Source organism: Methylobacterium variabile (genome assembly GCF_001043975.1).
GTDB lineage: Bacteria > Pseudomonadota > Alphaproteobacteria > Rhizobiales > Beijerinckiaceae > Methylobacterium > Methylobacterium variabile.
This window is the reverse complement of sequence record NZ_LABY01000258.1, coordinates 12082-34993: the sequence shown is the minus strand read 5'-3', so window position 1 is coordinate 34993 and position 22912 is coordinate 12082. Positions and strand designations below refer to the sequence as shown.

At 67.5% G+C, this 22912-nt stretch carries 17 protein-coding genes, 1 tRNA gene and 4 pseudogenes; 13 read left to right on the top strand and 9 right to left on the bottom strand.

What is annotated here, in order from left to right:
- On the bottom strand, positions 1-936 hold a 936-nt coding region (locus tag VQ02_RS29800; RefSeq protein WP_048447868.1), incomplete at its 3' end, for a flagellar hook-basal body complex protein.
- A 227-nt stretch (positions 937-1163) separates the two neighbouring features.
- Between VQ02_RS29800 and VQ02_RS29795 the strand changes: the two genes are divergently transcribed.
- Positions 1164-1634 (top strand): BLUF domain-containing protein, encoded by a 471-nt coding sequence (locus tag VQ02_RS29795; RefSeq protein WP_048447867.1) that lies wholly within the window; start codon positions 1164-1166, stop codon positions 1632-1634.
- Between the two features lie 57 nt (positions 1635-1691).
- Positions 1692-2144, top strand: coding sequence for a response regulator (locus VQ02_RS29790; protein ID WP_048447866.1), 453 nt, complete (start codon positions 1692-1694; stop codon positions 2142-2144).
- 51 nt (positions 2145-2195) lie between these two features.
- On the opposite strand, the gene VQ02_RS29785 is transcribed toward VQ02_RS29790, so the two are convergent.
- Complete coding sequence (locus VQ02_RS29785; protein WP_048447865.1) at positions 2196-3809, bottom strand: peptide chain release factor 3; 1614 nt, start codon at positions 3807-3809, stop codon at positions 2196-2198.
- A gap of 180 nt (positions 3810-3989) precedes the next feature.
- Positions 3990-4745, bottom strand: a complete 756-nt coding sequence (locus VQ02_RS29780; protein WP_048447864.1) for an SDR family oxidoreductase — start codon at positions 4743-4745, stop codon at positions 3990-3992.
- A 149-nt stretch (positions 4746-4894) separates the two neighbouring features.
- Between VQ02_RS29780 and VQ02_RS29775 the strand changes: the two genes are divergently transcribed.
- From VQ02_RS29775 to VQ02_RS36335, 3 genes and pseudogenes are all read left to right on the top strand, one after another.
- Positions 4895-4969 (top strand) — tRNA-Gln (locus VQ02_RS29775).
- Between the two features lie 79 nt (positions 4970-5048).
- Positions 5049-5246, top strand: a pseudogene (locus VQ02_RS40125) (DUF6538 domain-containing protein); the annotation flags it as partial.
- Between the two features lie 39 nt (positions 5247-5285).
- The gene (locus tag VQ02_RS36335; RefSeq protein ID WP_167350808.1) at positions 5286-7103 is read left to right on the top strand and encodes a site-specific integrase; all 1818 of its coding nucleotides are present in this window, start codon (positions 5286-5288) and stop codon (positions 7101-7103) included.
- A gap of 437 nt (positions 7104-7540) precedes the next feature.
- On the opposite strand, the gene VQ02_RS29765 is transcribed toward VQ02_RS36335, so the two are convergent.
- From VQ02_RS29765 to VQ02_RS37695, 3 genes and pseudogenes are all read right to left on the bottom strand, one after another.
- Complete coding sequence (locus VQ02_RS29765; protein ID WP_048447862.1) at positions 7541-8695, bottom strand: IS110 family RNA-guided transposase; 1155 nt, start codon at positions 8693-8695, stop codon at positions 7541-7543.
- A gap of 167 nt (positions 8696-8862) precedes the next feature.
- Positions 8863-9060 (bottom strand): annotated as a pseudogene (locus VQ02_RS29760) (recombinase family protein); the annotation flags it as partial.
- Entirely contained in the window at positions 9047-9226 is a 180-nt protein-coding gene (locus VQ02_RS37695; protein ID WP_048447860.1) for a hypothetical protein, read from the bottom strand. The pseudogene VQ02_RS29760 and the gene VQ02_RS37695, both read right to left, overlap by 14 nt.
- Before the next feature lie 306 nt (positions 9227-9532).
- Between VQ02_RS37695 and VQ02_RS29750 the strand changes: the two are divergent.
- A pseudogene (locus tag VQ02_RS29750) lies at positions 9533-9766 on the top strand (transposase domain-containing protein); the annotation flags it as partial.
- A gap of 336 nt (positions 9767-10102) precedes the next feature.
- Here VQ02_RS29750 and VQ02_RS37690 read toward each other — a convergent pair.
- From VQ02_RS37690 to VQ02_RS29740, 3 genes and pseudogenes are all read right to left on the bottom strand, one after another.
- A pseudogene (locus VQ02_RS37690) lies at positions 10103-10276 on the bottom strand (histidine kinase); the annotation flags it as partial.
- Positions 10267-10620 (bottom strand): hypothetical protein, encoded by a 354-nt coding sequence (locus VQ02_RS29745; RefSeq protein WP_157080869.1) that lies wholly within the window; start codon positions 10618-10620, stop codon positions 10267-10269. The gene VQ02_RS29745 and the pseudogene VQ02_RS37690, both read right to left, overlap by 10 nt.
- 943 nt (positions 10621-11563) lie before the next feature.
- The gene (locus VQ02_RS29740; protein ID WP_048447857.1) at positions 11564-12097 is read right to left on the bottom strand and encodes a hypothetical protein; all 534 of its coding nucleotides are present in this window, start codon (positions 12095-12097) and stop codon (positions 11564-11566) included.
- A gap of 355 nt (positions 12098-12452) precedes the next feature.
- Between VQ02_RS29740 and VQ02_RS29735 the strand changes: the two genes are divergently transcribed.
- From VQ02_RS29735 to VQ02_RS29700, 7 genes are all read left to right on the top strand, one after another.
- A complete protein-coding gene (locus tag VQ02_RS29735) occupies positions 12453-12689 on the top strand; it encodes a DUF2171 domain-containing protein (protein ID WP_048447856.1) in 237 nt (78 codons plus the stop codon).
- Positions 12690-12754: 65 nt separating this feature from the next.
- On the top strand, positions 12755-15100 hold the full coding sequence (locus tag VQ02_RS29730) for a heavy metal translocating P-type ATPase (RefSeq protein ID WP_048447855.1): 2346 nt from the start codon (positions 12755-12757) through the stop codon (positions 15098-15100).
- A gap of 194 nt (positions 15101-15294) precedes the next feature.
- Complete coding sequence (locus tag VQ02_RS29725; RefSeq protein ID WP_048447854.1) at positions 15295-16209, top strand: cation diffusion facilitator family transporter; 915 nt, start codon at positions 15295-15297, stop codon at positions 16207-16209.
- A gap of 70 nt (positions 16210-16279) precedes the next feature.
- Positions 16280-16966 carry a ZIP family metal transporter gene (locus VQ02_RS29720; protein ID WP_048447853.1) on the top strand — a complete coding sequence of 229 codons (687 nt, stop codon included), beginning with the start codon at positions 16280-16282 and terminating at the stop codon, positions 16964-16966.
- A 94-nt stretch (positions 16967-17060) separates the two neighbouring features.
- On the top strand, positions 17061-17633 hold the full coding sequence (locus VQ02_RS29715; protein ID WP_083469528.1) for an MgtC/SapB family protein: 573 nt from the start codon (positions 17061-17063) through the stop codon (positions 17631-17633).
- A gap of 596 nt (positions 17634-18229) precedes the next feature.
- Positions 18230-19513 (top strand): efflux RND transporter periplasmic adaptor subunit, encoded by a 1284-nt coding sequence (locus VQ02_RS29705; protein WP_048447873.1) that lies wholly within the window; start codon positions 18230-18232, stop codon positions 19511-19513.
- A 15-nt stretch (positions 19514-19528) separates the two neighbouring features.
- Complete coding sequence (locus VQ02_RS29700) at positions 19529-22786, top strand: efflux RND transporter permease subunit (protein ID WP_048447851.1); 3258 nt, start codon at positions 19529-19531, stop codon at positions 22784-22786.
- Positions 22787-22912 lie beyond the last annotated feature (126 nt).

Below are 22912 nucleotides of genomic sequence, written 5' to 3'. Positions count from 1 at the left end.
CAGCGGCCAGCTCACCGCGCCGAGGTTGGTGCCGTTCACCGTCACGTCGGGGATGCTGAGGCTGGTGCCGGTGGGCGCGGTGAGCTGGCCGCTGCCGTTGAAGGTGAAGGCGGTGCCGACGTTCTGCCAGGTCCCCCCCGAGGTGCCGGTCTGGTTGGCGTAGTACAGGTTCCAGGTGTCGCTGGTGCCGGCGCCGGCATTCGCCACCTTGGCCCAGCGCAGCTGCAGGCTCACCGGCGTGCCGGTGGCCGAGTAGGCCGTCAGCTCGCCGCCCGCGACGCTGGACCCGAGGAAGGACGCGGTGTCGGCGGCGGCCACCGCCGGGCCCGGCACCGTCGTCCCGGTGAGCACCCGGGCATCCCCGCCCGGGAGCGCGCCCAGCAGCGTCGCGCCCGAGGAGGTGGTGGGATTGCTCGGCAGGTTCGCCGCGTAGGCGATGCTCGTCGTCGCCTTGGCCGGCAGGGTCGCGTCCGGCACCTGGATCGGCCCGGTGCCGGCGGTCTGCCCCGTCGCCGGGTCGAGGGACTGGCCGACCAGATAGGAGCCGGCGCCGTTGACGAGGTAGCCGTCCCGGTCGACCGAGAAGTCGCCCCGGCGGGTGAAGAGGTTGGTGCCCGAGAAGACCGGCGTGCCGCCGGTGTCGCCGGCCTTGGTCTGCACCGTGAAGAAGCCGTCGCCGCTGAGCGCCATGTTGGTGGCGATGCCGGTCGCCGCCACGTTGCCCTGGAGGCTGTTGGTGAGCTGCGAGAAGGCCGCGACCGAGCCGGCGGTCTGCTGCTTGGCCGGCTGCTCGGCCAGCATGTCGACGAAGTCGGTGTCGATACGCTTGTAGCCGACGGTCTGCGAGTTCGCGATGTTGCCCGAGATGTTCTCGAGGCTGAAGGCCTGGGCCTTGAGACCCGACACAGAGGTCTGAAGCGCGCTGAAAACGTCCATCTTACCCGGGGCTCCGTCCCGCCAAGGTCACTCGGAGGGGGTGCCGCAAGCCGTGTGCCACGGCCAAGTCCTTGATTCTGCTGCCGGCCCTGCGGCGGAGGCGGCAAAACCCGCCGGGCCGGGCCGGAATCCTGCGGCAAAAACTGCCGTGGGATGCGGGGCGACGTTTACGGGCTGTTGAGCCTCTTGCCCTTAGCTGCCCTTCTGGACGGCGCTGGACCAGGGATATGCGCACGAGCAAGCGAAGCAGCCTCATCCACCTGATCTACTTCTCGCGGGCCCAGCTCTCCGCCGAGCCGGGCGTGCGTGCGCGCCAGATCAACGAGATCGCCCGGCACGCGCAGAAGAAGAACGAGTTCTCGGTGATCACCAGCCTGCTGATCGTCGATCAGGGCTACTTCATCCAGATCCTCGAGGGCGAGCGGATGTCCGTGCAGGAGACGTTCCAGCGGATCAGCGCCGACAACCGCCACCGCGACGTCCACATCGTCGAGTGGCGGGAGATCACGAAGCGCGAGTTCGTGACCTCGTTCGCCTCCGCGCCGCGCACGCCCTCCAACGACGCCCTGTTCCAGAAGGCCAACCTGGGACCGATGCTCCAGCGCGGCACCCCGAAGGCCAGCACCATCTACAGCCTCGCCCAGGCGCTGCAGGCCGACACCATGGCCAAGCAGGGCATCGATCATCTTTTCGTCTAGGAACCACCGGAGCCCCCGGTGATCCGTCATGAAACTTAAAACCCCTGGCTGGTTCCGATGAGCGAAGCCCCTCCCATTCTGATCGTCGATGACCAGGTCAAGCTCGTCCGCCTCGTGACCGAGCTGATGAACCGCCTCGGCTTCCCGGAGGTCGACGGCGTGACCGACGGGGCCCAGGCGCTGGAGCAGCTGCGCAGCCGCCGCTACGGCCTGGTGATCTCCGACCTCGACATGGAGCCGATGGACGGCATCCAGCTCCTGCGCGAGATCCGGGCCGACGACGCGCTGCTCAACACGCCGTTCATCCTGACCGAGACCTCGTTCAGCTTCGAGGACATCAACGTGGCGCACCTCGCCGGCGCCGATGCCTTCATCCTCAAGCCGTTCGACCTCGCCCTGCTGAAGACGAAGCTGAAGCAGGTGCTCAACGGCCGGCCGCGCAAGCGCGAGACGGCGCTGACCCCGGTCTCGAGCCTCAGCCTCGACTTCCCCCTGCTCGGGAAGATGTGACCCCGACGCCGCCCCGTCCGAGACGGCCGGGGAGGCAGGCACCGGACACCCTCAGGTCCGCCGCTTCTGGTAGTCCTTCACGTCGGTGAAGCGGATCGCCGGGGCCCTCTCCTCCTCGTACTTGAGCGAGAAGCCGGTGGTCGCCATGAAGACCGGCGCGCCGTCGAGATCGCTCGCCATCGACGAGCCGTGGGAGCCGATGAACTTGTCGAGCTCGGCCGGGTCCTCCGCCTCGATCCAGCGGCAGATGGTGAAGCGGGTCGGCTCGTAGTCGATCGGCAGGCCGTACTCGGCCTGGAGCCGCTCCTTGAGCACGTCGAGCTGCAGCGCGCCGACGACGCCGACGATCGCGCCCGACCCGTCCTGGGGCAGGAAGAGCTGCACCACCCCCTCCTCCGCCATCTGCTGCAGCGCCTCGCGCAGCTTCTTGGCCTTCATCGCGTCGGTGAGCTTGATCCGGCGCAGGATCTCGGGGGCGAAGCTCGGGACGCCGCGGAAGACCAGCTCCTCGCCCTCGGTCAGCGTGTCGCCGATGCGCAGGGTCCCGTGGTTGGGAATGCCGACCACGTCGCCCGCATAGGCCTCGTCGGCGATCGCCCGGTCCTGGGCGAAGAAGAATTGCGGCGCCGAGAGCGAGATCGGCTTGCCGGTGCGCACCAGCCTCGCCTTCATGCCGCGGCTGAGCTTGCCGGAGCAGACCCGCATGAAGGCGATCCGGTCCCGGTGGTTCGGGTCCATGTTCGCCTGGATCTTGAACACGAAGCCGGTCATCTTCGGCTCGGTGGGCGCGACCGCGCGGGTGTCGGCGTCCTGGCCGCGCGGCGGCGGCGCCACCTCGGCGAGGCCGTCGATCAGGTCGCGCACGCCGAAATTGCGTAGCGCGCTGCCGAAGAACACCGGGGTCAGGTGCCCCTCGCGGAAGGCCGCGAGGTCGAAGGGCTTGCAGCCGACCTCGGCGAGCTCGGCCTCCTCGCGCCAGGTCGCGGCGTCGCCGGCCTCGGGCAGCAGGGTGTCGAAGAGCGGGTCGTCGGTCCCGGAGACCGGCACCGTGCCGGCATCGTCCGCCGCATCGAGCCGGCGCACCCGGCGGCGCAGCAGGTCGTAGGTGCCGGCGAAGGTGCGGCCGCGGCCGATCGGCCAGGTCACCGGCGCGACGTCGAGGGCGAGCGTCTTCTCGATCTCGTCGAGGAGGTCGAAGGGGTCGCGGGATTCCCGGTCGAGCTTGTTGACGAAGGTGACGATCGGGATGTCGCGCAGGCGGCAGACCTCGAACAGCTTGCGGGTGCGCGCCTCGATGCCCTTGGCGGCGTCGATCACCATCACGGCGGAATCGACCGCCGTCAGCGTCCGGTAGGTATCTTCCGAGAAGTCCTCGTGGCCGGGCGTGTCGAGCAGGTTGAAGACGCAATCGCCGTACTCGAAGGTCATCACCGAGGTGACGACCGAGATGCCGCGCTCCTTCTCGATGCCCATCCAGTCCGAGCGGGTCGAGACCCGGTTGCGCTTGGCCTTCACCTCGCCGGCGAGCTGGATCGCGCCGCCGAACAGCAGCAGCTTCTCGGTGAGCGTGGTCTTGCCGGCGTCCGGGTGCGAGATGATCGCGAAGGTGCGCCGCCGGGCGACCGGATCGGCGGGGGCGCGCGGGGCGTCTGTCTGCATCAGCATGGAAGGTTCGGGCCCGGACCCTTGAGGGCTGTCACGGGTCCGCCAGGGGCCCGGTGGTCGGTTCGAGGGGGATGGTCCCCATATGGGGACGCGCGGGCGCCGCGTCAGCGCCCGTGCCGGCCTCTCTAGCCCAACCCCGCGCCCGAGGGCCAGAGCCCTCGGCCGCGAACCCTCGCCGCCTCAGCCGCGGCCGATGAAGGGCATCTTGGTCGCCATCACGGTCATGAACTGCACGTTGGCGTCGAGCGGCAGACTCGCCATGTAGACCACCGCGTCGGCGACGTGCTTGGCGTCCATGGTCGGCTCCGGCCGCGTCGAGCCGTCCGGCTGGGGCACGCCCTTCTGCATGCGCGCGGTCATGTCGGTGGCGGCGTTGCCGATATCGACCTGGCCGCAGGCGATGTCGTGGGCGCGCCCGTCGAGCGAGGTCGAGCGGGTCAGGCCGGTGATGGCGTGCTTGGTGGCGGTGTAGGGCGCCGAGAACGGCCGCGGCACGTGGGCCGAGATCGAGCCGTTGTTGATGATGCGCCCGCCGCGCGGCTGCTGCTTCTTCATCAGCCGGAATGCGCCCTGGGTGCACAGGAAGGCGCCGGTGAGGTTGGTGTCGACTACCGCCTTCCAGGTCGCCACCGGCAACTCGTCGAGCTCCACCGGCGGCGCGCCGATGCCGGCATTGTTGAACAGCACGTCGAGGCGGCCGAACTCCTCCTCGAGGCGCCGGAAGAGCTCGGTCACCGAGGCCTCGTCGCCGATGTCGGTCGGTTGCGCCAGGGCGCGCCGGCCCTTGGCCTCGATCTCGCCTGCCACCGCCTGCAGCGGCTCGGGGCGGCGACCCGACAGCACCACGTCGTACCCCGCCTCGGCGAGCCCCAGCGCCACCGCGCGCCCCACCCCCGAGCCGGCCCCGGTCACCAGCGCGACCTTCTGCGTGCTCATGCGCCTCTCCTCCCCCTGTGTCGTTGTCGTTCGCGCCGTCCGGCATACACGAGGGCCGAAGGCCCTCCAACCACCGCGCACGCCGCCCAACCGCGACGCCGCGGTTGCCAGCACGGCCCCGCCCGGCTATGGAAGCGCCAGCCGCGCGTTGGGGCGTCGCCAAGCGGTAAGGCAGCGGTTTTTGGTACCGCCATTCCCAGGTTCGAATCCTGGCGCCCCAGCCAAATTCCCCCGTAAGTCTCTGAATTCGAACGATTTCCCGCTGAAGCGGGAGGCGTCGGCACACATCGGTGTTGCACATGCGTGTCTCACACGAGGTGTCCGGTGCCGGCTATCGCTCATGCTTACAGGCGCGGTGGGAGCTATTCCTGGCGCCGCCGGATCCCGCTGCCGCTGATCCGATTCTGCCGTTCCAGGCAGCTCGTGGTAAGCCTAGGCACGCGCGACCCAGCCAGGGCACGCTTCCTCGCGAGCCAGCTCACGGCTCATTCCGATCAGCTTTTTCATCGCGCCATGAGCGAGCCCGAACCCGATCTCATCATGAGCCGCCGCCAGCTCGACGGCATCTTTCGCGAAAGCCTATTGGCCCACCTCGAAAAACTCGACCGGATCGCTGCGGCAGAACGTGCAGAACCGGACTTCGATCCTGAGGCGAGCCGGCGTGCCGATCGGCGTATGGGATGGATCCTGCGTATCCTTGGAGCGCGCGGCGCGGCAGCGACCATTGATACTCCGTTGGCTGATGAGATGCGTCGCGACGGGCTGAATGACCTCGACATTGAGGAAGCACGGGCGACGCTGGCCGCGATGGTGCGCCAGAACGGCCACCTGATGCCTCGCGCTCGGCTGGAAGGGCTGCTCGCAAACCAAGCGGTCGCACCGACCATGACTAACTTGTCTCTAGCTCAGGAGATTGCCTTCCGCGGTATGTCCGCGGCGGCCTTTGCAACTGAGCGCCGCTACGATGGTCTTCGGATCGAAGAGGTCACACTGCGCGACGCGATCCTGCTGAGGGAAGCGCAGGTGCCGCCGGAGGCCACAGGCTCGACGGCAACCGTGAGTACAGCTCGTTCGCAATCAAACGCTGATGCCGTCCCTCAAATGCCGACAGGCGTTGCAATCGTGTCAGCAAGCCCGGACCTCGCGCTGGATACGACGGACCAAGAGCCTCATCAGAAGGGGATGCATCCAATCATAGCGTTCGGGGAGGCGATGATCGCCGGGCGCGCTCGTGACGAAACCTGGGATGCAAAAACACAGCACCAGGCGCGTCAGATTTTTGCCCTGTTCGCCAAGCTACTCGTCGAGAACGGCCTCATCCGTGTGACTGATCTTCGGCAGAGCCATTTTGCCGAATTAGTTGATCTTTTGCGGTCCGTCTCGCCGTCGTATGGTAAGAGCCCTCGTGATGCCGAACGCAGCACTGCCGAACTGCGTGAGATTGGCGCCAAGCTTCCAACCAACAAACGAGGCATCGTCGGGGATACCATCAACCGTCACCTGACTTTCCTCGGACAGCTTGTAACATTTCTCAAAGCGCAGGGCCTCGCGATTGATGCGAGCATCGATCTCGCGCTCCTTCGCGCCCGCAAGCGGGACAGGGCACGTAACCGGCGACCATCTCTTAGCAACGACGATGTTGCGGCGATCTTCCGACTGCCCTGCTTCACAGGCTGTCGTTCGTGGCGCGATCCGTTTACCACCGGCGATCAGGTATTCCATCGCGCTTTGTACTTCGCAATTATTTTACTCTATTATACAGGCGCGAGACGAGAGGAAATTGCAGGACTTCATGTCGACGACGTGGAGGAGGCAAGCGGGATTGCATACCTTGCTTTTCGATTCAACGAAACGCGTCGTCTTAAGAACGTTCAATCTATTCGGTTTGTCGCTTTGCACCCAGAGGTGCTCCGCCTCGGGTTTTTGGACTACGTCAAAGCTGTTCGCGCACTCGGATACGGACTCGTGTTTCCGGATCTAAAATCGCCAAACTCAAGCTCGCCGCTCGGCGATCGCCTCTACGATGAATTTAGCAGCGGACTTCGAAAAGCGATCTCAAACGAAGCAGAACGTAAAAAGGTCATCCACTCCTTCAGACATTCGCTCGGCAACAATCTTAAGCAAGCCCGCGTTCACACGGAAATCAGAGCCGACATCCTTGGACACGCCGGGTCCGGTGAAACAGACGAGCGTTATTGCGATCCGACAGCTCTGGCATTGATGCTGGAGGAGCTGAAAAAGGTTCCAGCGGTCACCAACCATCTAGCGCAGAAGCCAATACAGCTGCTCCCGTGGGTCTCCGCAAAAGAGCGGCCGCCATTCGCAAGAGCCCGCAGACGCTCCATCTCTCGGGGATAAGTGGGCCCGGCAGGACTCGAACCTGCAACCAAAAAAGCTATTGCTGCCAGCGCTCTAACGAGCGTCCACGCGTACAGGTTATGCAGTTTGTGCGGGAGCTGCAAGACGGAGCGCCGGCACTTACGTTTGAAGGTGCCCGCAGCGCGGCCGGTCCTTCATCCAAACTCTCGTATGAGGCATTTCCGCAAGGGGGTCGGTGATCGACGTTTCGGACGGGCGGGGGAGCCGGGATGTCGTGCGAGCGCCGGGCTCGCGGATCCACTCGTGTCCGGCGGAACAGAACGTTCCTGACCAAGATGCCTCATGCGAGGCGAACCGGCTGAAGGCGGCGGGACCCATCTTTGGCGACGGCAGCAAACCCCGTCGAGCTCCGGTCACACGCCTGCCCCCACTCGTCCGACATGCCGTGGACCGGCCCGGCGGACGAACCTTGATCCTCAGGCCGCTTTCAGGCGCGCGCCCTCTGGAACCAGCCCGGTGGCGAGATAGCGCCACAGGGCGACCAGCAGCTTGCGCGCCAGCGCCACCGCGGTGATCTTGCGGATGCGCCCGCGTCCGGTGCCGAACCGCTCGACGAACCAGCGGGCGAGCCCGCTGCCCGGCTGATAGCGCAGCCACAGCCACGCCAGCTCGACCATCGACTTCCGCAGGAGTGGGTTCCCGGCCTTTGAGATGCCCTGGTCGCGCTGTCGGTCGCCGCTGGCGTACGGGTTCGGCGTGAGCCCGGAATAGGCGGTCATTTGCTTGCGGTTGGCGAACGGCTGGTACAGCGCCTCGCGCACCAGCACCGTGGCCAGCTCGGTGCCGATGCCACCGAGCCGGGCCAGACGCGCCACCTTCTCGGCGTCGGCGTCCGTGACGGCCGGATCCGCCACGGCGGCATCGCGCTCGGCCTCGGCGGCCGCAACCTGTTCGAGCACGAGTTCCAGCCGCCGGAACTCGCGCTCGATCTCGCCGCGCAGGCGCTGAGGCAGGTCGCGCCCGTCGCCGGTGCGCACCTCCTTCAACCGCTCCCAACGGTCGCGTCGCAGCGGCTGGAACGTGTAGACGCCCTGGGTGGCGAGCAGGCCCTTGATCCGGTTGACGTGCTGCACCCGCTCCGCGATCAGGCGCTGGCGCTCGCGATGAGTGCGCCGCGCATCCTCGCGCTCGACCGAGGGCACCTGCACCATGCGGCAGGCGGCGTGATCGCCGCGGCACCACGCCATCAGGGCCCGGAGCAGCATGGCCGCGTCGAGCCGGTCGGTCTTGGCCCGTCGCGCGCGGCGGTCGACCTGGAGGCTGCCGGGATCCATGACGAAGCAGGTGATTGCCTCGGCCGCGAGGCGGCGCTGCAGCCAGAAGCCGTCGTATCCGGCCTCGTAGCCGAGGATGATCGCGACCTCTCGGCCGGAGCTGCGCTGTTCGCGAGCCTGCAGGCGGCGCAGCAAGGCGAGCAGGCCCTCCACGTCGCCGCCGCTCACCCGGTGTGCAGAGGTCTTCCCGCTCGGGACGGCCTGGGCGGCCAGGAGCCATGCCGACTTGCTGAGTTCCAGCGTGACGAACACAGCAACCTCAGGCAGGTTTGTCTGGATCTGTTCACGATCAAGCATGGCCAACTCCGGTCCAAGGTCAGAGAACCGGAGAGTGATCCAATCTCCAGCTCCCTGCATGGTATCTTTGGCCATTCATGCGGCGTGGCAGAGCGCGTAGGCCCAGGGCGCTGGCAAACGGAAGCGGGGCTTTGTTCGGGCGCGTCGGCGCGGTGATGTTGCTAAAGTCCGCTCGCCGACCGGCCGAGATCATCGTCGATGACCTCGACGTCGACAAAGCCGCGCTGGCGGGCGACATCGACCAGATTGTACTGGCGCCGTTTGCTCTCGAGATTGGTCATGACCTGGGATTGCGTCGACTGCCGCACATAGACGACCGCCGTTCGCTTCAGGATGGCTGGCGGGAGCAGCTCAGCGCTCGTCATCGTCAAGCTCCTCGACGCCGAGGCCGCCGGCCTGCATGAGGATCTGCGCCAGCATTGCGACGACCGTGTCGCGTTCCTGAGCGCTCAGGCCCTCCAGCCCGTCCTGTTCGAAGAGGAAGCTGATCTGCCGATCCGGCACCGCGGCCGGCCGCTTGAAAGGTTCCATCCTGTGCCTCCGGAACGATGCCGACATCGCTCCGGAACTTTGCGGGGCTGTCTGCCCCACTCAACAGCCGCGCCAGCTCGATCAGCGCCGTGACATCGACGCGCGGAGACCCGGACGTCATGCCGGCGCAGTGAACCGGGTCGAACATCCATCCGGCCATGACGATCACAACGCCGGAAGGCGCTTGCACCAGGAGAATCGGGCCGTACGTCCGCTGCTCGACCCGGCGCACCAGCACCTTCCGGCCGGAATGGGGGTGCCCGCGATAACGAACCTCCGCTTCCTGCCCGACATGGGCAGAATGAACGGGTGATGGCGGTCGGGCGCAAGAACTACCTGTTCGCCGGTTCAGATGGCGGCGGAGCGCGGTGGGCCGTCATCGCTTCTTTGATCGAGACGGCCAAGCTCAACGGCGTCGAGCTCTATGCCTACCTCACCGACGTGTTGACCCGGATGAGCAGCGGTCATCCGGCCCGAGATCTCGACGTACTCCTGCCTTGGAACTGGTCGACCGCCGTCAAACCGGCAGCAAACGTGTGAAAGCCTGACGCTTACCATCGTTACCCTCCTGGATCGGAAGGAAACGTCCGGGGCCGGGGATCCAATCCATGCCCCTGACGGAATCCCATGGGCCGGACCTTGGGCTCGGCACCGACGCGCCACGCCCGCGACCGTTCGTGAGCCATCACATGACCGACCTCCCGAGGCCGACACCGGGCCCGGCGTTCATGGACAGAACCGCCCAGCATGAGCTGGCGAGGGGATCTGAGCCGCGTCGGCTCAGTCGCGTGGATGCCCTGCCCGACCGTCGGCGTGCGATTTGGGCTCGGGCGGACCCCGAGGCGGACGGCTGGCCGGTCCCGCGGGAGAGCCCCTTCACAGGAACTTGAGCGGGTCCTTCTCGGGCGGGGGCGGGGCCACGTCGGCCCGGTTCCACCAGCCGCCGCCGAGCGCCACGAACAGGGCGGCGGTGTCGGCGTACTGGGTGGCGCGCGCGCCCGCCGAAGTGACCAGGGCCGAGAGGTAGCCCTGCTGGGCGATCAGCACCTGGACACGGGCCGCTCCAGGTTCGAGGCGTCAACGTCGGCTTCAAGGCCATACACGAACGGGCCGCTCTGCCAAGCATACCCGCCGAACAGGCCGCCGAGCGCGGTGGTCGCATCGCGCCCGGCATCGTTGCGGCCCGTGGCATCCCCGGTGCGGAATTCCGGCACCGAACGGCGGCCGATCATGCCGGAACCGAAGCCGAAGCTGCCGAAGGCGTCACCGGCGCTGCCCTGCCATCCGATATAGCCGCCCGCCCAGGCACCGAAGGAGGGCAGGTGCGTCGCGTCGTGTGGCGTCGGCGTGGCGAGATTGGCCCCGTGGGCGCCGGTGGACACGCCAGCGAGCAACGTCGCAACCCCTGCACCTGCGCGGAGGCGTCCTGCGGCCTGTCTCCACCGGCTCATCGTGCCGCCTCCACATGCGTGAACCGAACCCGGACTAGCGATGCGGTGACCAGGACACGATGCGGCATCCGCCCAAACTTGGCCGCGCTGCTAACCATGGACGAGCGGCTTCGTGCAAGCCCGCCGCCGGGTTCGGGTTGAGCTGACGACCCCGGCCGATGAGATAGCCACGCGTACCACCGAGGTAGACACCGCCCTCACGCCCCTCGCCACGCCTATGGAGCGGGACGGGGAGAGGCCGAACTTCCAGAATTCAAGCGGCATAGCGTGTGGGTTGCTCGCAGCGACGGCAGCCATGCCGCTCTTCCCATCGGCCGTAATCACGACTGCGAACCCGCGTGCGGGCGAATGGGGCGACATTCGAAACGCATCGTGGTCGTGCGCGCGATCGATCGTTCCCCGAATGCCGCGGGTTCGGTCAGGGGCGCGTCACCGCCGAAACAGGCGGCAATCTCCGGGTGCGCCTGTTTTATCGACGGCCGATGACGGTTCGATGCCACTTGTGAGCTTCTCGGCTGCGCAGCACAGCTGGCGCGGGGCGACCGGTACGGGCGCCACCCCCCGGCCTCGAAGCCTGCGCTGGAGGGCGTGCGTGGCGTCCATGTCGTCCCGTCCGGGATGATCCCGGCGGGACAGGTTTGCGGGAACCGGCTTGCTCTCGAAAGGAGGACGGGGCCCGCAGGTCGGCCGATCGTCGTCCGCTGACGAAGCCCACTGCGGCGCACCGCTCATGAAGCCCCGGGCTCAGGCCGCATCGTCATGTCCGGGCACCAAGGCGGCGATTGTCCGATCAAGGCCGCATATGGCGTCGCACCGAGCCCGATTATCTCGGCGGTTTGTGGATCGGCCGCCATCGTAGGCCCGGTGCGGATGATCGCGACCTGCTTCACGGGGTCTGCCCGAGGATTAGGTCCGACGCGTGCCGGGAGGCCGGGTGGCCTGTGGCCGCCTGGTGGGCGACCGAGCACGCCTCGTAGTGGTCGCCCCTGGCCAGCATGGTCAAGCGCCGCTCGCCGGGAACAGCCTTCCTGACGGCCAGGAGCGCGCGTCCAGACGGCCACGACACAGTCTCGGCACCCGGCTCGGTTTGCGGCTGACCGTACCGCCGCACGCCCTCCCGGTAGATGGCCTCGTAGCGCGACGGCAGTTCGGCCTCCGAGAGCGGACGGCTGAGCCAGATGACCTGCTGCAGGCCCTCGTCCCGGCAGACTTCCAGGATGACCTCGTCCGTATCGATGCCCGCGGCCAGCGGACGGTCGTGGAAGTAGGTCAGCGCCGTGATGTTCGCTTCGCGGTCGACCATCGAGGGCTTCGGCACCGTGTCGACGGGTCCCCAGGACAGGCCAAATGGGGCTTCCTGAGCATGGGCTCCGTGCAGGCAGCCGAGCCAAAGCAGGGTCGACAGGGCGCTGCGTCTCATCGTCGTCTCTCCCTCCGTTGATCCGCGACGTCCCCGCACGTCGTCGCTGGCGCGCGACTGAATCATGGATTGCGATCTCGAGCGGCTCTTCCGGACCGAGCACGAGACCCCCCGCGGGAATACTCCGAGATCATCGATGTTGGGCTCGAGCACGACTGTGCGCAACCATTCCTTGCAGCGCTGGTTCTCTCGTCGCTATCCCCGGTTCCAGGGCGAGACGGTGTTCTCATCGGCCTCGAACGGTATCGGACTTGCGCCGAGAGCTGCCGGAAGATGGCCGCCTAGCGCGCGAGGCGCTCGTCGAGCGTCTCCCCTCATACCATGTGTCAGCCGTCTCAGGTCGAGGAGATACGTCATGATCGATGCAAGCCAGATCAAAGAGCACATGGAGGTCAAGGCGTCCGATGGGCACCATGTCGGCACCGTCGACCACATGCAGGGATCCGATCAGATCAAGCTGACCCGGAACGATCCGGCCGCGCACGGCGCGCATCACCTCATCCCGCTCGCCTGGGTCGAGCGCGTCGACGCGCATGTGCACCTCAGCAGGTCGAGCCAAGAGGTCATGACGCAGTGGCAGAGCCAAGGCTGAGACCGACCGCTCCTTGCTCCTCTAGCGGCTAAAGGTTCTAGGCTGCCGGGGAGCAGGAGGATCTCATGACGGGACACAGTGCGGACGCCGCGCGCGAGAACGGTTCGACCTTCACCTGGAAGGTCGAGGGGATGGATTGCGCCAGCTGCGTCGGCAAGATCCAAACGGCGTTGGCCAAGTTGCCGGGCGTCAGCGACGTCAGGGCTTCGACGATCACCGAGACCCTGACCGCCACGATCGATCAGACCCAGATCTCCTCAAGGACCGTCGAGAAACGCGTGGCCGGCCTCGGCTACACGCTCACGCGCAAATTGCCGCCATCCCTCACTTCCGGTCCCGAGCACGAGCTGCTCGGCCGCCGCGATGCGAACGCAGCACACGGCTGTGGTGAGCCGGGCTGTGACCAGGACGAGCAGGCACCCCTGACGGCGGCAGACCAGCATGACGGCGTTCTCGCAAAGCAAGGGCACGCACATGGCGAGAGCGCTGACAGGCCTTGGTGGCAGGCCAGCAAGGGCCGTCTGGTCCTGTTCACCGGCGCCATGCTCGCCCTGGCTTGGACGATCAAGCTCAGCGTTCCCGCGCTGGCCTTCTGGGCATTCGTGGGCGCGACGCTGGTCGGGGTCACGCCGGTCGCCCAGCGCGCCATCGCGGCCGCGCGCGCCGGCATGCCGTTCACGATCGAGATGCTGATGTCGATCGCCGCTGCCGGCGCCCTGTTCATCGGCGCCGCGGAGGAAGGCGCCCTCGTCGTGTTCCTGTTCGCGGTCGGCGAGGTGCTGGAGGGCGTGGCGGCCGACCGAGCCCGCGCCGGCATCCGGGCGCTCGGCGAACTCGTCCCGAAAACAGCGTTGGTCGAGGAGAACGGCATCGCCCGAGACGTGCCGGCCGCCTCGCTCACGATCGGCCAGACAGTGCTGGTGCGACCGGGCGATCGCATCCCGGCCGACGGCGTCATCCTCTCCGGCACGTCCGGCATCGATGAGTCTCCTGTGACGGGGGAATCCTTCCCGAGCACCAAAGGGGCGGGGGACGGCGTCTTCGCGGGCTCGATCAACCGCGAGGCGGCACTCCGGGTGCGCGTCGCCAAGGCCGCCGAGGATAACACGATCGCGCGCATCATCCGCCTCGTCGAGGAGGCGCAGGAGGCGCGCGCGCCGACGGAGCGCTTCATCGACCGCTTCTCGCGCTGGTACATGCCGCTCATCGTCGGCCTCGCCCTCCTCGTCGTTCTGGTGCCGCCGCTCCTGTTCGGGGGGGCTTGGTCGACCTGGGTCTATCGCGGGCTCGCGCTCCTGCTGATCGGCTGCCCGTGCGCGCTCGTGATCTCGGTGCCGGCCTCGATCGCATCGGCCCTGTCGGCCGGCGCGCGCCGCGGCTTGCTGATGAAGGGGGGCGCCGTGATCGAGGCGGCGGCGAATACGCAGGTCATCGCCTTCGACAAGACAGGCACGCTGACCGAAGGAGCGCCGCGGGTGACGGACGTCGCGGTCTATTCCGGTAGCGAGGCTGAGGTGCTGCGGCTGGCTGCGGCCGTCGAGACCGGATCGAACCATCCGCTCGCCGTCGCGATCGTGGAGTGGGCCAGGACGACGGGCTGCCGGATCCAGCCCGCCGACGGGGTCAGGGCCGTTCCGGGTCAGGGCGTGACCGGCTCGCTCGGCGGGCAGGAGATCTTTCTCGGTGCTCCGCGCTTTGCCGAAGGCGGTACGACCTGGCCGGCCGGGGCGAGCGAGCGGAGCGCCGCGCTTGAAGCGGAGGGCAAAACCGTCACGGCGCTCGTGGTGGGCGGCCGTTTGGTGGGGCTGATCGCCCTGCGCGACGAGCCGCGTCTCGACGCGAAGTCGGCTCTTGCAGCCCTACAGGATCTCGGCATCCGTCCGATCATGCTCACAGGCGACAACGCGCGCACCGGTGCGGCGATCGCGAGCGCGCTCGGTCTGGAGTTCCGCGCCGAGCAGATGCCCGATGACAAGGTCGCGGTGATCCGGGCGCTCGGGGTGGGGGGCCGGGTCATGATGGTGGGCGACGGTATCAACGATGCACCTGCACTGGCGGCGGCGAGCGTGGGTATCGCCATGGGTTCGGGCACCGACGTGGCCCTGGAGACCGCCGACGGCGCGCTCCTGAGGAGCCACACCTACGACGTCGTGGAGATGATCCGCTTGGCGCGGGCCGCCATGGCCAACATCCGCCAGAACATCGCCGTCGCGCTGGGGCTCAAGGCGGTGTTCCTGGTCACGAGCGTGCTCGGGCTGACGGGCTTGTGGATCGCCATCCTGGCCGATACGGGGGCCACCGTGATCGTCACCGCGAACGCGCTGCGCCTGCTCGGGTTCTTCGGTTCCGGCGGCACGCAGGGCGGGGGCGACACGGCGCAGCCGAGCGAGGCTCTCGAGCCCGCGGCGTGAGCGCGTGCGTCCCTGCCCCGCAGTCCGGGCTCATCGCTGGAGGAGCGGCGGTTGGGCCGGTTCGCTGCCCCGAGGAATGCCGGCGCCGCGGCGAGCCATCAGGCCGTGATCGTCAGGGTGTCGACGCATCTTTTTGCTCCGCCGCCCGCGTCACCGGGACGCTGTGATCGTCCGCTCAGGAAAGAGGAACCGGAATGGGTGCAGGGCATGATCATGGAGCAACCCTCGGCGGCTCGGCCGCGGGGCGGCACCGCGGGCGCTTGGTCTGGGCGCTCGGGCTGACCCTGACCTACATGGCCGCCGAGGTGGTCGGCGGCTTGCTGACCGGCAGCCTCGCGCTCCTGGCCGATGCCGCCCACATGCTCACCGACGCAGGAGGTCTTGCGCTGGCACTCCTGGCGATCCGCTTCGGCGAGCGGCCCGCGACGCCGCAGCGGACCTACGGCTACCTGCGCGCGGAGGTGCTCTCGGCGCTGGCCAACGCCGTCGTGCTCCTCGTCCTCACAATCTACATCCTCTACGAGGCCTACCGCCGCTTCGTCGACCCGCCCGAGGTCATCGGCGGCCCGATGCTGGCGGTGGCGACCGTCGGCCTGGTGGTCAACCTGATCAGCATGCGCCTCCTGTCCGGCGGCTCGTCGGAGAGCCTGAACGTCAAGGGCGCCTACTTCGAGGTGCTCTCCGACATGCTCGGCTCGCTCGGGGTGATCGTGGCGGCGGTGATCGTGATGGTCACGGGCTGGCGGCTGGCCGACCCGATCGTGGGAGCCGGCATCGGCCTGTTTATCGTGCCGCGCACCTGGAGTCTGCTCAGCCAGGTCACCCATATCCTGCTGGAGGGCACCCCGCCCCAGGTTGACGTCGTGCTGCTGGAGCGCCGCTTGGCCGAGATCCCAGGCGTGGCCGGCGTGCACGACCTGCACGTCTGGACCATCACCTCGGGTCTCGACGCGATGAGCGGGCACTTGGTGGTGCCTGGGGCGGGTGACGCCGCCCGCGTGCTGCGCCACGCACGGCAGATCCTGGCGGACGAGTTCAAGGTCGATCACGTCACGATCCAGATTGAGGATGCGGCGCTTCGAACCGAGGAAAAGGCTCTGCGCATCTGAGGGACCTGAGCCGCTCGGCCTCCGCCGCCGATGGTGTGTCCCCGTCGCAATCCAGGAATACGGAACTTCGATGTCAGCTTGGGCCTACACGCTCATCCCAGCCCTCGCGACGGTACTAGGGGCCGCCGTCGCCGCCGTGCGTCAGCCTGGCCCGGCGGTCACCAGCGCCGTCCAGCATCTCGCCGCGGGCGTCCTGTTCGCCGCGGTCGCGGGCGAGATCCTGCCCGACCTCAAGCATCAGCAATCCCCGATCGCGGTGATCGTCGGCGGAGCCCTCGGTGTCGCCCTGATGCTCCTGGTCAAGCGCCTGGGAGAGAAGGCGAAGGGGTCGACCGGGCTCATCGCGACGGTCGGGATCGACATCCTGATCGACGGCCTGGTCCTCGGCATCGGCTTCGCGGCCGGGGCGAAGCAGGGCCTGTTGCTGACGGGCGCACTCACGCTCGAGGTGCTGTTTCTCGGGATCGCGGTCGCCTCCAAGCTGAAACAAACGAGCGGATCCGCGGGACGTGTGGTCGGTACCGTGGCCGGTCTCGCGCTCCTGCTGCCGATGGGCGCACTTCTGGGCACGCCGATCGGTGCGCTGCCCGGACCCTATCTCGCCGGCTTCTTCGCCTTCGCGCTCGTCGCGCTGCTCTATCTCGTCACCGAAGAGCTGCTCGTGGAGGCGCATGCCGTACCCGAGCAACCCTGGACTACCGCGATGTTCTTCATAGGCTTCCTCGGCATGCTGGTGATCGAGGAGATCGCCACCTGAGTCGTGCCGGCTCGCGCATCGGCGATCATGCTGAAAGCTACCTTTGCCCGTGGGGCGCACCGCGCAACGCTATCGAGAAAGAACCGTCACGTCGATGAAGTTCACGGCCTTCAGCCTCTGGGAGGTGGCATCCCATCTCGTCGATCTCGCGATCGCCTACGCGCTCGCGGCGCCGATCGGGTGGGACCGCGAGCAGGAGGAGCGCTCGGCCGGCATCCGCACCTTTCCCCTCGTCGCGGTTGCCGCCTGCGGCTTCGTGCTGGTCGCGATCCGCGTGCTCGGGGCGGACTCGACGGGACAGGCCCGCATCCTGGAAGGCGTGATCACGGGCGTTGGCTTCATCGGCGGCGGTGCGATCCTGAAGCATGCCGGGCGTGCCTCCGGCACCGCGACCGCCGCCAGCCTGTGGGCCACGGGCGCACTCGGGGCGGCGGTGGGCTACGGCCTCTATGACATCGCCGCCATCCTGAGCCTCGTCACCTATCTGACGCTGCGCTACCTCGTGCCGCTGAAGCAGGCCGCCCACCACGGTGGGGGCGATGCCAACGGTAGAGGATCCGAAACCGATCCAGAGGAGCCGAAAACCGATACGGCCGCGCGTTCGTCGGGCGCCGTGCCGGACCGGAAAGGGGCAGCCAATCCGTCATTTCCCGGCAGGGACGCTTGAAGCAGTCTCAGGCGACGAAGTGTCTCATTCCGGCCAGAGGGGTGCATACCTTGTGCTTGCTTGCGGTCGATCGTAGATCAGGGCTGCGATGACGAGCCTGCGGTACCCTTGGATGAGCGACTCGGCGCGCCTGCTGCGCGCTGCCGTGGCGTGCCTGGTGGCCTTCGTGTTCGCTTTCTCCATCATCACCTCTGAAACTGCCGCGGCACCGAGCCCCATCCAGAGCGATGGTCTGCTGACGCTGTCGTCGCAGTCGGCTGCGGATCACACAAGCTCTAGCGACCCAGCGGATGCGGGCATTCTGCTCCACGTTCACTGCGGATGTCACCAAGTGATGCGGGCCGAGCCGGTCACGTTCGAGCCGGTTCGGACGGCTGACAGAGTCGTCTATCGCGTCCAGACCGAGCCGCTCGCCTCCCGTCCCGCCTCCCCGCTCCGCAGACCGCCCCGAGTCTGACCCGTCCCACCGCTGCGGTGGGTGTTCGTCGCTCGAGCCTGACCCAGGTGCCGGGCGTTGAGGTCATGTGGGGTTTGGGACCGATCGACTGCGCGCCGTCGCGCAGTCGACACCCGAAGACCCGGTCGAGGTCAGCGTCATGCGTGCCATTCTCATTTTGATAGTTCTGGCGGTGGGCGTCGCGATCGGCGGTGCCGTCCCGCGCGTGTCTCAGGTCATCCAGGGAGCCTTGGCGGCGACGGGCCTGATGAAGACGGAGCCCGTTCCGGAAAACCCAGCGGCTCCGAAGGCCGAAGCCGAGAAGCCGGCCGGCGAGAAGGCGGAGGACCATGCCGCCGAGGGGCAGATCAAGATGTCGCCCGAGCAGATCACCAACCAGGAGATCGCGGTCGCATCGGTCGAGGGCGGTGTGCTCTCACGGCACCTGATGGCGCCCGGCACAATCACGCCGGACATCGACCGGGTCGCGCGGGTCCCCGCCCGGGTCGTCGGCACCGTAGCGGAGATGCTCAAGCGTCTGGGCGATCCCGTGAAGAAGGGCGAAGTCGTCGCCGTCCTCGACAGCCGCGAGGTGGCAGATGCCAAGAGTGAGTATCTGACGGCATCGGTGCGCGCCGAGTTGGAGAAGACCAACTACGACCGGCAGCAGGCGCTCTGGGATAAGCGGATCTCAGCCGAGGCCACGTTCCTTCAAGCACGAGCTACCTATTCCGAAACGCAGCTGCGCCTGAACCTAGCCCGGCAGAAGCTCTCCGCTCTGGGGCTCAACGCGGATGAGGTTGCGGCGGCGCAGAAGCGGGATGAGGCTACCCCGAACCAGTCGAGCCTGCGTCGATACGAGTTGCGCTCGCCGCTGACTGGACGCGTCGTTGAGCGCAAGGTCGACGTCGGGACGACGGTGGGCGGTCAGGGTGACCCGGCCGACCTCTACACAGTCGCCGACCTCTCCACAGTCTGGGTAGAGCTCGCGGTGCCGACCACGGATCTCGCCAAGGTTCGGGAAGGCGCGGAGGTTCTGATCGCCCCCCGAGACGAGGATGCGGGCCAGCGGGCAAAGGGCAAGATCATCTTCGTCAGCCCGATCCTGAACGCTGAGACCCGCTCGGCCCGCGTGATCGCGGCGCTGCCCAACCAGGATTTCAGCTGGCGGCCGGGCACCTTCGTCTCGGCCGAAATCCAGGTCGGCCAGGACAGCGCCAAGGTGAAGGTGCCCCGCGACGCACTCCAGAGCATGGGTAATGAGAAGGTCGCCTTCGTGCGCACCGCGGACGGCTTCGAGCGACGTGATGTCAAAACGGGCAAATCGGACGATGAGTCGGTCGAGATTATTGCCGGTTTGACCCCGGGTGAGGAGATCGCCGTTAAGAACACCTTCCTCCTCAAGGCTGAGCTCGGCAAGGGCGAAGCCGAGCACCACGACTGAGACGGGACGCTCGCCATGATCAGTCGCATCCTCGACTTCTCGGTCCACCAGCGCTGGCTCGTGGTGCTGCTGTCGCTGCTCGCCGCCGGCTTCGGTGTGTTCTCGCTGACCAAGCTGCCCATCGACGCGGTGCCGGACATCACCAACAACCAGGTGCAGATCAACACGGTCGCGCCCTCCTACTCACCCGTCGACATCGAGAAGCAGGTCACCTACCCGGTCGAGACCGCGCTCGCTGGCATCAAGGGGCTCGAATACACCCGCTCGCTGTCGCGCAACGGCTTCTCGCAGGTCACCGCCGTCTTCAACGAGAAGCTCGACATCTACTTCGCCCGGCAGCAGGTCGCCGAGCGCCTCAACCAGGTCAAGAGTGACCTGCCGCCCGGGGCCGAGCCGCAGATGGGCCCGGTCTCGACTGGCCTGGGCGAGATCTACATGTGGACAGTGAACTACAAGAAAGCCGGCGAGAAAGCGCCCGTCCTCGACGGTAAGCCGGGCTGGCAATCCGACGGCAGCTACCTGACCCCGGAGGGGCAGCGCCTCACGACCGAGCTGGAGAGATCAGCTTATCTCCGCACGATCCAGGACTGGATCATCCGCCTTCAGATCAAGACCGTCCCGGGCGTGGCCGGCGTCGACGGCATCGGCGGCTACGAGAAGCAGTACCACGTCCAGCCCGATCCCGCGAAGCTGACCGCCCTCGACCTCTCGTTCGGCGACGTCGCCCGGGCGCTCCAGGCCAACAACGCCAACCAGGGTGCGCGCTACCTGGAGGACAACGGCGAGGGCTATGTCGTGCGCGCGGCCGGACGCCTGGAGAGCATGGACGAGATCGCCAACGTCGTCGTCACCACCCGCGGCGGCGTTCCGGTGCGCATCCGCGACATCGCCGAGGTGCGGATCGGACGTGACCTGCGCACCGGCTCGGGCAGCGAGAACGGCCGGGAAGTCGTCGTCGGCACGGCCCTGATGCTGATCGGCGAGAACAGCCGCACGGTGGCGGCGGCCGTCGACGCCAAGATGAACGAGATCCGCAAGTCGCTGCCGCCCGGGATCGAGGTGCAGACGGTCCTCAACCGGACGCTGCTGGTCGAGGCCACCATCAAGACGGTGGCCCGGAACCTCGCCGAGGGCGCGACGCTCGTCATCGTCATCCTGTTCCTGCTGCTCGGCAATATCCGAGCCGCCATCATCACGGCGCTGGTCATCCCGGTCGCCATGCTGATGACCATGACCGGCATGGTCGAGGCGAAGATCTCGGCCAACCTGATGAGCCTGGGCGCCCTCGACTTCGGCCTCATCGTCGACGGCGCCGTGATCATCGCCGAGAACTCGCTCCGGCACTTGGCGGAGAAGCAGCACGAACTTGGGCGCAAGCTGGAGCTCGAGGAGCGGCTCGCCACGGTGCGGGCCTCGGCCGAGGAGATGATCAAGCCGTCGCTGTTCGGGCAGGCCATCATCATCCTCGTCTACGTGCCGCTCCTCACCTTCACGGGCGTCGAGGGCAAGATGTTCGAGCCGATGGCGCTGACCGTCATCATCGCGTTGGTCGCGGCCTTCGTTCTCTCGCTCACCTTCGTGCCGGCCATGATCGCCATCGTGATCACCGGCAAGGTCACCGAGACGGACAACCTCATCATCCGGGGGTTCAAGGCGGCGTATCGCCCGGCCCTGGCCGGGGCTGTGCGGGCCCCGATGGCGTTCATCCTAGGCTCGCTCCTGCTGCTCGCCGGGGCCGGCGTGTTGTTCACCCGGCTCGGCGCGGAGTTCATCCCGACGCTCGACGAGAAGAGCATCGCCATGAACGCGCTGCGCATCCCCTCGACCTCGCTGTCCCAGTCCCAGGCCATGCAGCTCAAGATCGAGCAGGCGGTCTCGAAGTTCCCGCAGGTGGCCTACGTCTTCTCGAAGACGGGTACGGCCGAGGTCGCCTCCGACCCGATGCCGCAGAACTCCTCGGACACCTTCGTGATCCTCAAACCCCAGGAGGAGTGGCCGGACCCAGAGTTGTCCAAGGCCGAGCTGCAGGAGCAGATTGAGAAAGCCGCCGGCGCCTTGGCCGGCAACGTGTTCGAGTTCTCGCAACCGATCCAGCTGCGCTTCAACGAGCTCCTGGCCGGTACCCGTGGCGACCTCGCCGTGAAGGTGTTCGGCGAGGAGTTCGAGCCGATGCTCAAGGTGGCCAACCAGATCGCGGCCATCCTGAAGGGGACGGCGGGCGCCGAGGACGTCAAGGTCGAGCAGACGCAGGGCCTGCCCTTCCTGGAGATCAGGATCAACAAGGCTGAGGCCGCGCGCTTAGGCCTCAGCACGGGGGCGATCCAGGAGGTGATCGGCGCGGCGATTGGCGGGCGGGAAGCCGGCGTGGTGTTCGAGGGCGACCGGCGCTTTCCCATCGTGGTGCGCCTGACCGACAAGGTCCGCGAGGATCGCGAGGCGCTGGAGAACCTGCCCGTCGCGCTCCCGCCCGGCCCGAACGGGCGGGCCGCCTCGGTGCTGCTGAAGCAGGTGGCGAGCTTTTCCGTCACGGAGGGGCCGAACCAGATCAGCCGCGAGAACGGCAAACGCCGCGTCGTCGTGACCGCCAACGTGCGCGGGCGCGATATCGGCTCGCTCGTGGCCGAGGCGCAGGCCAAGGTTGCGCAACAGGTGCAGCTGCCGGCCGGCTACTATGTTGCTTGGGGCGGGCAGTTCGAGAACCTCGCCTCGGCCCGGCAGCGCTTGATGATCGTGGTTCCGGTCTGCTTCTTCCTGATCTTCCTGTTGCTCTATTCGGCGCTTGGCTCACCGCGGGACGCGCTCCTGGTGTTCAGCGCGGTGCCCCTGGCGCTGACCGGCGGCATCGCGGCCTTGTGGCTGCGCGGCATGCCGTTCTCCGTCCCGGCCGCGGTGGGGTTCATCGCCCTGTCGGGCGTGGCGGTGCTCAACGGCCTCGTGATGCTGACCTTCATCAAGCAGCTCATCGCCGAGGGGCGGCCGAAGCGCGAGGCGATCCTGGAGGGCGCCATGACCCGATTGCGGCCCGTGGCGATGACCGCTCTGGTCGCCTCGCTCGGGTTCGTGCCGATGGCCTTGGCTACTGAGACGGGGGCTGAGGTGCAGCGGCCGCTCGCCACCGTGGTCATCGGCGGCCTGATCAGCGCGACCCTACTGACGCTTATCGTGCTGCCGGCGCTCTACGCGCGCTTCGGCGGCAAGGAGACCCCGAAATCCTCCGTGAAGGACGCGACCAGGGATCGCGCCTATCCGCCGCTCAGGCCGGCCGCGGAGTGAGGCGATCATGTCCCCTCAGAAGCCCCTACGTCTTGGGCGAAGTCACAGATCCGGTCCGGACCGTGCCGCATCAGAAGGCCGGGCGGGTTCGAGAGGGATCCGCCCCATCTTCGCGATGGCACTGCT

Coding starts and splice junctions, on each gene's coding strand:
- VQ02_RS29765 (WP_048447862.1), bottom strand. CDS start 8,695: ATGCTTGATCGTGAACAGATCCAGACAAACCTGCCTGAGGTTGCTGTG.
- VQ02_RS29735 (WP_048447856.1), top strand. CDS start 12,453: ATGATCGATGCAAGCCAGATCAAAGAGCACATGGAGGTCAAGGCGTCC.
- VQ02_RS29795 (WP_048447867.1), top strand. CDS start 1,164: ATGCGCACGAGCAAGCGAAGCAGCCTCATCCACCTGATCTACTTCTCG.
- VQ02_RS29725 (WP_048447854.1), top strand. CDS start 15,295: ATGGGTGCAGGGCATGATCATGGAGCAACCCTCGGCGGCTCGGCCGCG.
- VQ02_RS29780 (WP_048447864.1), bottom strand. CDS start 4,745: ATGAGCACGCAGAAGGTCGCGCTGGTGACCGGGGCCGGCTCGGGGGTG.
- VQ02_RS29705 (WP_048447873.1), top strand. CDS start 18,230: ATGCGTGCCATTCTCATTTTGATAGTTCTGGCGGTGGGCGTCGCGATC.
- VQ02_RS37695 (WP_048447860.1), bottom strand. CDS start 9,226: ATGGAACCTTTCAAGCGGCCGGCCGCGGTGCCGGATCGGCAGATCAGC.
- VQ02_RS29700 (WP_048447851.1), top strand. CDS start 19,529: ATGATCAGTCGCATCCTCGACTTCTCGGTCCACCAGCGCTGGCTCGTG.
- VQ02_RS36335 (WP_167350808.1), top strand. CDS start 5,286: ATGAGCCGCCGCCAGCTCGACGGCATCTTTCGCGAAAGCCTATTGGCC.
- VQ02_RS29720 (WP_048447853.1), top strand. CDS start 16,280: ATGTCAGCTTGGGCCTACACGCTCATCCCAGCCCTCGCGACGGTACTA.
- VQ02_RS29730 (WP_048447855.1), top strand. CDS start 12,755: ATGACGGGACACAGTGCGGACGCCGCGCGCGAGAACGGTTCGACCTTC.
- VQ02_RS29715 (WP_083469528.1), top strand. CDS start 17,061: ATGAAGTTCACGGCCTTCAGCCTCTGGGAGGTGGCATCCCATCTCGTC.
- VQ02_RS29790 (WP_048447866.1), top strand. CDS start 1,692: ATGAGCGAAGCCCCTCCCATTCTGATCGTCGATGACCAGGTCAAGCTC.
- VQ02_RS29785 (WP_048447865.1), bottom strand. CDS start 3,809: ATGCTGATGCAGACAGACGCCCCGCGCGCCCCCGCCGATCCGGTCGCC.
- VQ02_RS29740 (WP_048447857.1), bottom strand. CDS start 12,097: ATGAGACGCAGCGCCCTGTCGACCCTGCTTTGGCTCGGCTGCCTGCAC.